Origin of the sequence: uncultured Streptococcus sp. (assembly GCF_963536705.1) — a bacterium.
Classification (GTDB): Bacteria; Bacillota; Bacilli; order Lactobacillales; family Streptococcaceae; genus Streptococcus.
In genome coordinates, this window is record NZ_CAUTAP010000016.1 from 52,049 (window position 1) to 60,462 (window position 8,414).

The window sequence follows — 8,414 nt, forward strand, 5'->3', positions numbered from 1 at the left end:
TATTATTTTAGAAATGAGGTGCCTTTATGGCTGTGAAATTTACTAGATCAGATGATTTGGACAAAATGTTTGAGGAGTTTGCGACCCTGCCCAAAATTGAAAAGGTAGAGTTCCCTGAGGAAGACAAGAAAAAATCTAAAAACGAGAAGGATAAGAAAGAATGAGCTTCTTCTCTCAGCTACCGGCCAGTGTACTGCAAGCTGGTGCCATCTTTCTCTCTATTATCATTGAAGCCCTGCCTTTTGTTTTGATTGGAAGCATTATTTCTGGCTTTATCGAGGTGTATGTCACGCCAGACAAGGTTTATCGTTTCCTACCCAAGAACAAATGGGCTCGGATTTTCTTTGGAAGCTTGGTTGGTTTTGTCTTCCCATCTTGCGAGTGCGGAATTGTTCCCATTATAAATCGGTTTTTGGAAAAGAAAGTTCCCAGTTACACGGCTGTGCCCTTTCTGGTAACGGCTCCGATCATCAACCCCATTGTGCTCTTTGCGACTTACTCAGCCTTTGGTAATTCCTTCCGAATGGCTCTGCTTCGTGCTTTAGGTTCTATGGTCGTGGCTATTCTTTTAGGGATTTTTCTGGGCTTCTTTGCAGATAGCAATATCCAAAAAGAAAATCGCAAGGCTGTTCATGAGCATAATTTTTCACATCTCAGCAAGGGACAAAAGTTTTTTCAGGTCTTTGTGCAGGCCATTGATGAATTTTTCGATACAGGTCGCTATCTGGTCTTTGGCTGTCTCTTCGCCAGCCTGGTCCAAGTCTATGTGCCAACCAGAATCCTGACCTCCATCAGCTCAACACCAGCTGTTGCTATTCTTCTGCTCATGCTGCTATCCTTCCTGCTCTCACTTTGCAGCGAAGCTGATGCTTTCATCGGGAGCTCCTTGATTGCTAGCTTCGGCTTATCGCCAGTCTTAGCTTTCTTGGTCATTGGGCCTATGCTAGATGTCAAGAATCTGCTGATGATGAAAAACTACTTTAAGACGCGCTTTATCTGGCAATTTATCAGCCTGGTTACCTTCATCGTCTTTCTTTACTCTTGGCTTGTGGGGGTGGTGCTATGATTCGATTTCTAATCTTAGTCGGCTACTTTGAGATCACCATGTATCTGCAGCTGACGGGCAAGCTTAATCAATATATCAATCTCCATTACTCCTATCTGGCCTACTTGTCTATGATTCTATCTTTTATCTTGGCAGTTGTGCAGCTCATCATCTGGATGAAGAAGATGGAGATTCACAGTCATTTAAACACTCGCTGGGCCAAGTTTGGCAGCGTGCTGCTCCTTGTCATTCCGCTTTTTGTGGGAATTTTCTTTCCAACTGTAACCTTGGATTCGACAACAGTTTCGGCTAAAGGATTTCATTTCCCGCTGGCTGAGGGAACTTCAATTGCTATTCAGCAGGACGAAGGCACAACCAGCCAATACCTAAAGCCGGATACCAGCACCTACTTTACCAAAGGGGCTTACGAAAAAGAAATGCGGGCAGCTGCTAAGAAATATGTTAAGCAAGATACCATTCAGGTCACAACTGAGAACTACATGGAGGTCATGGAGGTCATCTATGATTATCCCGATGAGTTTGTTGGCAAGACACTGGAATTCACCGGCTTCGTCTACAATGACCCCAGCGACCAGAAGAGTCAATTTCTCTTTCGCTTTGGTATTATCCATTGTATCGCCGACTCAGGTGTCTATGGCCTCTTGACGACTGGAAATACCCAGCATTTCGAGAATAATACCTGGATTCATGCCAAGGGGAAAATTACCATGCATTACCATAAAAGTCTGGGGCAAAGCCTGCCAACTCTAGAAGTTGAAAGCTTTGATAAGGTAGAAAAACCGGACAACCCTTACGTTTATCGGGTATTTGAATAAAGAAAACGAGGCTGGCACAATCGTGTCTTAGCCTCATTTTTTGTATTTGAATATGTTTCAAGCAGCGGTCAATTTCTTTCTATTTGTCTCCCTTTTCAGAAACCGAATTTCTGAATACAATCTTTAGAAAAATTGTGATAAAATAGAGACATCATTTAGAAAATAGGTATCAGGATGTCTTCAAAAGTTATTGTAACAATTTTCGGAGCCAGCGGTGACTTGGCCAAAAGAAAACTCTATCCATCCCTCTTCAGGCTCTATAAGTCTGGCAATCTTTCCAAGCATTTTGCAGTTATTGGAACAGCCCGCCGGCCTTGGAGCAAGGAGTATTTTGAGTCTGTCGTTGTCGAAGCAATCGCTGATTTAGCTGACAGCCCAGAGCAAGCCCAAGAGTTTGCCAGTCACTTCTACTATCAAAGTCATGATGTGCAGGATACCGAGCACTACATTGAGCTGCGCAAGCTTCAAAACCGACTCAATGAGCAGTACCAAGCCGAGCACAATAAGCTCTTCTTCCTGTCCATGGCTCCGCAATTTTTCGGAACCATTGCCAAACACCTTAAGTCTGAAAACATCGTAGATGGCAAAGGATTTGAACGTCTGATTGTTGAAAAACCTTTCGGAACAGACTTGGCAACTGCCAGCCAACTTAACGAAGAACTCTTGGCTGCCTTTGATGAAGAGCAGATTTTCCGTATTGACCATTACCTAGGCAAGGAAATGATTCAGAGCATCTTCGCTATTCGCTTTGCCAATCTTCTCTTTGAAAATATCTGGAATCGTGACTACATTGACAATGTCCAGATTACCTTTGCAGAAAAGCTTGGTGTCGAAGAACGTGGCGGTTATTATGACCAGTCCGGTGCTCTACGGGATATGGTGCAGAATCATACCTTACAGCTCCTGTCACTCTTAGCTATGGACAAACCGAAAAGCTTCAGCAAAGACGACATTCGGGCAGAGAAAGTCAAAGTTTTTGAGCGCTTGGCAAAGCCGAACAAAGAAGACCTAAAACGCTTCTTTATCCGCGGTCAGTATAAGTCAGGCACGGTCAAAGGCAAGAAATACATCTCCTACCGGAGCGAGCCTAATGTCAATCCTGACTCCATGACCGAAACCTTTGCTTCAGGAGCTTTCTTCGTAAATAGCGAGCGTTTCCGTGATGTTCCATTTTTCTTCCGAACTGGTAAACGTCTCACTGAAAAAGGCACACTTGTTAATATTGTCTTCAAGCAGATGGAGTCTATCTTTGGTGAGGAATTAGCACCAAATGTTCTGACCATTCATATCCAGCCGACTGAGGGCTTCTCTCTCAGCATGAATGGCAAAGAGGTTGGCGAGCGCTTCAGCTTAGCGCCTCTCTCTCTGGACTATCGAACAGACGCAACAGCCAGCGGTGCTTCCCCTGATCCTTACGAAAAATTAATCTTTGACGTCCTTAACAATGACTCAACCAACTTCAGCCACTGGGATGAAGTCCGCTCCAGCTGGGAGCTGATCGATCGGATTGAAGAGCTCTGGCATAGCAATGAAGTGCCTCTTCATGAGTATCCTGTCGGTTCTATGGGACCAGATGCTTCTTTTGAACTCCTTAGAGAATTTGGAGCTGACTGGCAGTGGTCTCCAAACAAATAAAATTTAAAAATTGTTCATAAAAAAACCAGTACTCATACTGGTTTTTTGTTTTATACCAAGCCTTCAAGCAGGCCTTTCATAAAGTTCTCCGAGTTAAACTCACCGATATCATCAATCTTTTCTCCAAAGCCAATCAGCTTCACTGGGATATCCAATTCCTGACGAATGGCTAGCACAACCCCACCTCGAGCTGTTCCATCAATCTTCGTCAGTACAATTCCTGTGACTGGAGTAATTTTAGAAAATTCCTTGGCCTGAACCAGAGCATTCTGACCGGTTGAAGCATCGAGAGCTAGGAAAGTTTCATGTGGCGCTTCTGGATCCACCCGCTTAATAATACGGCCAATTTTCTCCAGTTCCGCCATGAGATTGTCCTTATTTTGCAGGCGGCCAGCCGTGTCAATCATAAGAACATCAACCTGCTCTGCCTGAGCACGCTCCATTCCGTCATATACCACGCTGGCAGGGTCACTCTTTTCAGGCCCCGTCACTACAGGAACATCTACGCGCCGACCCCATTCAGCCAGCTGAGCTACTGCTCCAGCTCGGAATGTATCTGCTGCTACCAACATGACTTTCTTGCCTTGTTGTTTGTACTTATAGGCTAGTTTACCGATAGAGGTCGTTTTACCGACTCCGTTGACCCCAACAAAGAGCATGACAGTTAGACCGGTTTGGAAATTGATTTTTTCATTAAAGCGGCCATCTTTCTCATAAATGTCCACCAATTTTTCAATAATCAGCTGGCGCAGAGCAGCTGGTTTTTTAGCATTTTCCAGACGGGCTTCATAGCGTAGTTCCTCAGTCAGACTGGAAGCTACCTGCACCCCTACATCACTAGTGATGAGCAACTCTTCCAAGTCTTCAAAGAACTCTTCATCTACTGAGCGGAAATTGGCAAAGAAGGCATTGAGTCGTGCTCCAAATCCTGTCCGAGTCTTCTTTAGGCTGCGGTCATATTTTTCCTGAGTGGATTCCTCTTGAGGAAGTTCTGCAGGTTCTTCTGTAGCTGCTGCTTCTGATTCTGTTAGTGACTCCTCAGCTGTTTCTGGCTCGAACTCATTATTTGAATCAGTTGCCACCTCGTCATAAGAAACTGCTTCATGCTCGGTATGAGATGATGCTCCATCCGAAAGATCCGTTTGTTCAATAAGTTCTTCTACTATTTCATCAACATTTTCAGACTGGTGCTCTTCTAGAGTTTCTTCAGTCTGACTTGCTCCTTGAGCCACTTCTTGATTTTCTGCAATAATTTCTCTTTCATGCTCTGGCTCCTTGCTTTCTTCTTGGATAGTTTGAGATGCAAGCTCTTCTGTTACTAACTGCTCTTCAACATCAGCCAAACCATCTTTTGTATCCGAAATTTGATCATCAACTTGCTGCTCGTCCTGATAGGACTGAACAGCTTCCGCTTCAAGATTTTCTCCTGCTTCTGGAACAGGTGCTGTTTCTTCTTCAATCTCGCCAATATTTTCCAATGCTTCCTTGACAACTTCTTCAATTGGCGGTTCTTGTTTTTTTCGGCCGAAAAGGCGGTCAAATAATCCCATCGGCTAATCCTCCTTTAGTACATATTCTTCAATAGCCCAAGCCACTGCATCCTCATCATTGGTCATAGGTGTCACCACATTGGCTGCTTCTTTGACGATGGTTACTGCATTTTGCATGGCCACTCCTAAACCAGCCCACTCAATCATAGACAGATCATTGGCTTCATCACCACAGGCCATGACTTGACTTCTCTCAATACCTAAATGGGCAATCAGTTTCTCCAAACCATTAGCCTTATGGACATTTTTAGGGGACCACTCCAGCAGCATTTCTCTAGATTTAAAAATCTCATAGCGCTCAAATAATTCCGGTGAAATTTGCTCAATAGCCGCATCCAGTGGTTCTTGAGCATAAGCAGTGACACATTTGTTATAAGTCTGCTGGCTGGACAAATCACTAAAATCAATAGACTCAAAGGTCAGAGCTGGATTGAACTGAGCATAAAGCGAGTCTTGATTGGACTGAATCTGGTAGACCAGCCCTTCGCAGATAGCATCAAGAGGGATATGGAGCTTGTCTGTCTCCTCGTAAATCCGGGCTACATCATCATAAGAAAAGACTGTTTTATCAAGGATTTCGCCAGTGTTGCGCTGAACAAGACCACCATTAAAAGTAATGGTGTACTCATCCTCTAGACCGTCTGTTCCCAGCTCATGCAGGAAGAAGTCCATGGCCTTGAGGGGACGACCAGTCGTCAGAACTACCTTAACTCCCTTTGCCTGAGCTGCTTTTAAAGCCGCTAAATTGCGGTCAGAAATCTTCTTGTCTGAAGTCAGGAGAGTTCCATCCAAGTCCAGAGCAATCAGTTTTATATCTGCCATTATAATCCCTCCATGTAAGTGATAACCGACTGAGCATCATGGTGACCGATAACTTCCTTAGCCACTTCTAAAATCTCAGGGCGAGCATTTTCAGTCGCAATCGGATAGCCAGCCACCTGCATCATGTGCAAATCATTGAGATTATCACCAAAAACCATAACCTGAGAAAGATCTATGTCAAGCTTCTTGGCCAGCTCGACAATGGCAACCCCCTTATCCACATGATCCAGAACAATGTCAATGGACTTATAGCCAGTTGTCATAGCCTTGACCCCATCGATATTCTCATTGACCCAAGCTTCACCAGCTGCGACTTGGTCCTCAGCAAAATTGGTCGTAAACTTGAAAATTTCATCGTCGATATCAGTCAAGCTAGCTACTTTTTGAATATTTTCATTATAATGAGCACTGAAAGAAAGATAGGTCGGATCTACAGTCTCCAAGACATAGCAGGCACGTTTGCCCGTCAAAAGCAGCTCATTGACATTGACATAGGGAGATTCCTGCAGCTTATCAAAAACCTTGAGATAAAAGTCCCGTGGCATGGTCGCTTCATAGAGATCCTCGCCGTGAAATTCCACTAAACTACCGTTTTCAGCAATAAAAATAATCTCATTCCGCACTTCCTCAAACAGCTTTTCCAGCGACAAGAGGCCGCGCCCGCTAGCTACGGCAAAATACATGCCTTTTTCTTTGAAGCGAGCCAAAACTTGCTTGAGACGGTCCATATCAAACTGACCTTTACTGTCTAAAAAGGTGCCGTCCATATCCGTTGCTACTAATTTTATACTCATTTTACATACTTTCTAAATCTTTTAACTTGACCGAGACAATCTTGGAAACACCAGACTCCTGCATGGTAACTCCGTAAATAGAGTCTGCAGCTGACATGGTTCCCTTACGGTGAGTGACCACGATGAATTGGCTGTCCTTGTCAAATCGATTGAGATAATCCCCAAAGCGTTTAACATTGGCCTCGTCCAGCGCTGCTTCGACTTCGTCCAAGATGACAAAAGGAATGGTCTTAACACGGATGATAGAGAAGAGCAGAGCCAAAGCTGACAAGGCCTTCTCGCCACCGCTCATCAGATTAAGCGACTGGATTTTCTTGCCGGGTGGCTGCACGGAGATTTCTACACCTGCCGTCAGCAAGTCTCCCTCCGTCAATATCAAGTCTGCCGAACCACCGCCAAACATCTGACGGAAAGTCACCTTGAAGCTTTCACGAATGGCTTCAAAGGTCGATTTAAAGCGTTCCTTGACTTCGTCATTCATCTCTTCAATCGTCTCTAAGAGCAGATTTTTGGCTGATAGGACATCGTCTCGTTGCTCGTTGAGGAAGTTCAAACGGTTGCTGACTTCTTCAAACTGCTCAACTGCTTCCAGATTGACCGGACCTAAAGCTCGAATGGCTTTTTCCAAATCCTTCACCTGGCTTTCAGCAGCTGGCAAATTTTCTAACGGATGAGCCTGACTGCTTGCTTCTTCGAAGCTCATCTGATAGTCATCTGTCAGATTGCTTGCCAGACGGCGCATGACATCCATGAGCTTATCCTTTTCTGCCTCTGCCTTGGCCTGCCGGCGAATCAATTCTTCATTTTGATGACGGGCTTGCTCCAATCGACTGGCAATATCATCAGACTGACCTTCTAAATCTTCAAGCTCAAATTTCAGACGAATCAGTCTTTGATCCAGCTCAGTCTTTTCTTGCTTGGCGGCCTCTAATTGCTCTTCCAGGATTGTAATATCGACCTTTTGCAGGCTGGACTGCTCCTTTTGCTCCATCAAGAGTTCCAAGGTCGCCTGCTCTTTTACAAGGCTAGCTTTTTCCTCGGACAGACGTTCCAAGTCATTCTTTTCAAAGCGTTGGTTGGAGGTCAACTCTGTTCGCTGGAGCTTGAGTTCAGCTAGACGAGAGGAAAGCTTGTCAAAACGAGCCTGAACTGCATCTTTGTTCGACTTAACCTGCTCTATTTCTGCAGTGATGTCTGCTTTTTCTTGCTCAATTTCGGTCAAGCGGGTCTGCAGTCGGTCTTTCTCTTCTGAAATATCCAAAGCAGATTGACCAGCCAACTCCTGTTCCTGTAGATTTTTCAGACTTGTGAGTTCTTCTACACGCTTGGCCAACTGTTCATAGGCTAGATTAGCCTTTTGCTCAGCCAAGCGAGCCTGCTCACCGTCTGTCTTGATTTGTTCCAATACCTGCTTAGCCTGACTTAGCTGGTTTTGCAGGATTTGCACTGCTTCTTCCTGCTCTTTCAAGCTGACATTTTTCTGCTTAATCTCCTCAAGCAGAGCATCTAGCTCCGGCTTGATAAAGATAGTATTGTTATTGCGGTTGGCACCACCGGCATAAGAACCGCCAGTCCGAAGCTCCGTCCCATCCAAAGTCACCATGCGAACCTGATAGCGCACTTGGCGAGCTGCTGCTCTGGCATTCTCCACTGTATCAAAAATAGCAGTCGTTCCCAGCAGATTTTGAAAAATGCTGTCTAACGATGACTCATAGCTGACCAAGGAAGAAGC

7 protein-coding genes and 1 pseudogene are annotated in these 8,414 nt (G+C 44.8%); 4 read left to right on the plus strand and 4 right to left on the minus strand.

Annotation, left to right across the window (positions count from 1 at the left end):
• Positions 1-26 precede the first annotated feature (26 nt).
• From RWX26_RS09340 to zwf, 4 genes are all read left to right on the plus strand, one after another.
• Positions 27-164: an SPJ_0845 family protein gene (locus RWX26_RS09340; RefSeq protein WP_002894961.1), complete on the plus strand. Its 138-nt coding sequence runs from the start codon at positions 27-29 to the stop codon at positions 162-164.
• A complete protein-coding gene (locus tag RWX26_RS09345; protein ID WP_314581150.1) occupies positions 161-1,066 on the plus strand; it encodes a permease in 906 nt (301 codons plus the stop codon). The genes RWX26_RS09340 and RWX26_RS09345 overlap by 4 nt, the downstream gene beginning before the upstream one ends.
• Positions 1,063-1,881, plus strand: a complete 819-nt coding sequence (locus tag RWX26_RS09350) for a TIGR03943 family putative permease subunit (protein WP_314581152.1) — start codon at positions 1,063-1,065, stop codon at positions 1,879-1,881. The genes RWX26_RS09345 and RWX26_RS09350 overlap by 4 nt, the downstream gene beginning before the upstream one ends.
• 174 nt (positions 1,882-2,055) lie before the next feature.
• Entirely contained in the window at positions 2,056-3,516 is a 1,461-nt protein-coding gene (gene zwf, locus RWX26_RS09355) for a glucose-6-phosphate dehydrogenase (RefSeq protein WP_314581154.1), read from the plus strand.
• A gap of 50 nt (positions 3,517-3,566) precedes the next feature.
• Here zwf and ftsY read toward each other — a convergent pair whose 3' ends face one another.
• The 4 genes and pseudogenes from ftsY to RWX26_RS09375 form a co-directional block, all read right to left on the minus strand.
• On the minus strand, positions 3,567-5,066 hold the full coding sequence (gene ftsY / locus RWX26_RS09360; protein ID WP_314581158.1) for a signal recognition particle-docking protein FtsY: 1,500 nt from the start codon (positions 5,064-5,066) through the stop codon (positions 3,567-3,569).
• Positions 5,067-5,069: 3 nt separating this feature from the next.
• Positions 5,070-5,888 carry a Cof-type HAD-IIB family hydrolase gene (locus RWX26_RS09365; protein WP_314581161.1) on the minus strand — a complete coding sequence of 273 codons (819 nt, stop codon included), beginning with the start codon at positions 5,886-5,888 and terminating at the stop codon, positions 5,070-5,072.
• Complete coding sequence (locus RWX26_RS09370; RefSeq protein ID WP_314581162.1) at positions 5,888-6,682, minus strand: HAD family hydrolase; 795 nt, start codon at positions 6,680-6,682, stop codon at positions 5,888-5,890. The genes RWX26_RS09365 and RWX26_RS09370 overlap by 1 nt, the downstream gene beginning before the upstream one ends.
• 1 nt (position 6,683) lies before the next feature.
• Positions 6,684-8,414, minus strand: a pseudogene (locus RWX26_RS09375) (chromosome segregation protein SMC); the annotation flags it as partial.

Bases quoted from the DNA above. Each gene is read 5' to 3' on its own strand.
- RWX26_RS09340 (WP_002894961.1), top strand. From the start codon at position 27: ATGGCTGTGAAATTTACTAGATCAGATGATTTGGACAAAATGTTTGAG.
- RWX26_RS09345 (WP_314581150.1), top strand. From the start codon at position 161: ATGAGCTTCTTCTCTCAGCTACCGGCCAGTGTACTGCAAGCTGGTGCC.
- RWX26_RS09350 (WP_314581152.1), top strand. From the start codon at position 1,063: ATGATTCGATTTCTAATCTTAGTCGGCTACTTTGAGATCACCATGTAT.
- zwf (WP_314581154.1), top strand. From the start codon at position 2,056: ATGTCTTCAAAAGTTATTGTAACAATTTTCGGAGCCAGCGGTGACTTG.
- ftsY (WP_314581158.1), bottom strand. From the start codon at position 5,066: ATGGGATTATTTGACCGCCTTTTCGGCCGAAAAAAACAAGAACCGCCA.
- RWX26_RS09365 (WP_314581161.1), bottom strand. From the start codon at position 5,888: ATGGCAGATATAAAACTGATTGCTCTGGACTTGGATGGAACTCTCCTG.
- RWX26_RS09370 (WP_314581162.1), bottom strand. From the start codon at position 6,682: ATGAGTATAAAATTAGTAGCAACGGATATGGACGGCACCTTTTTAGAC.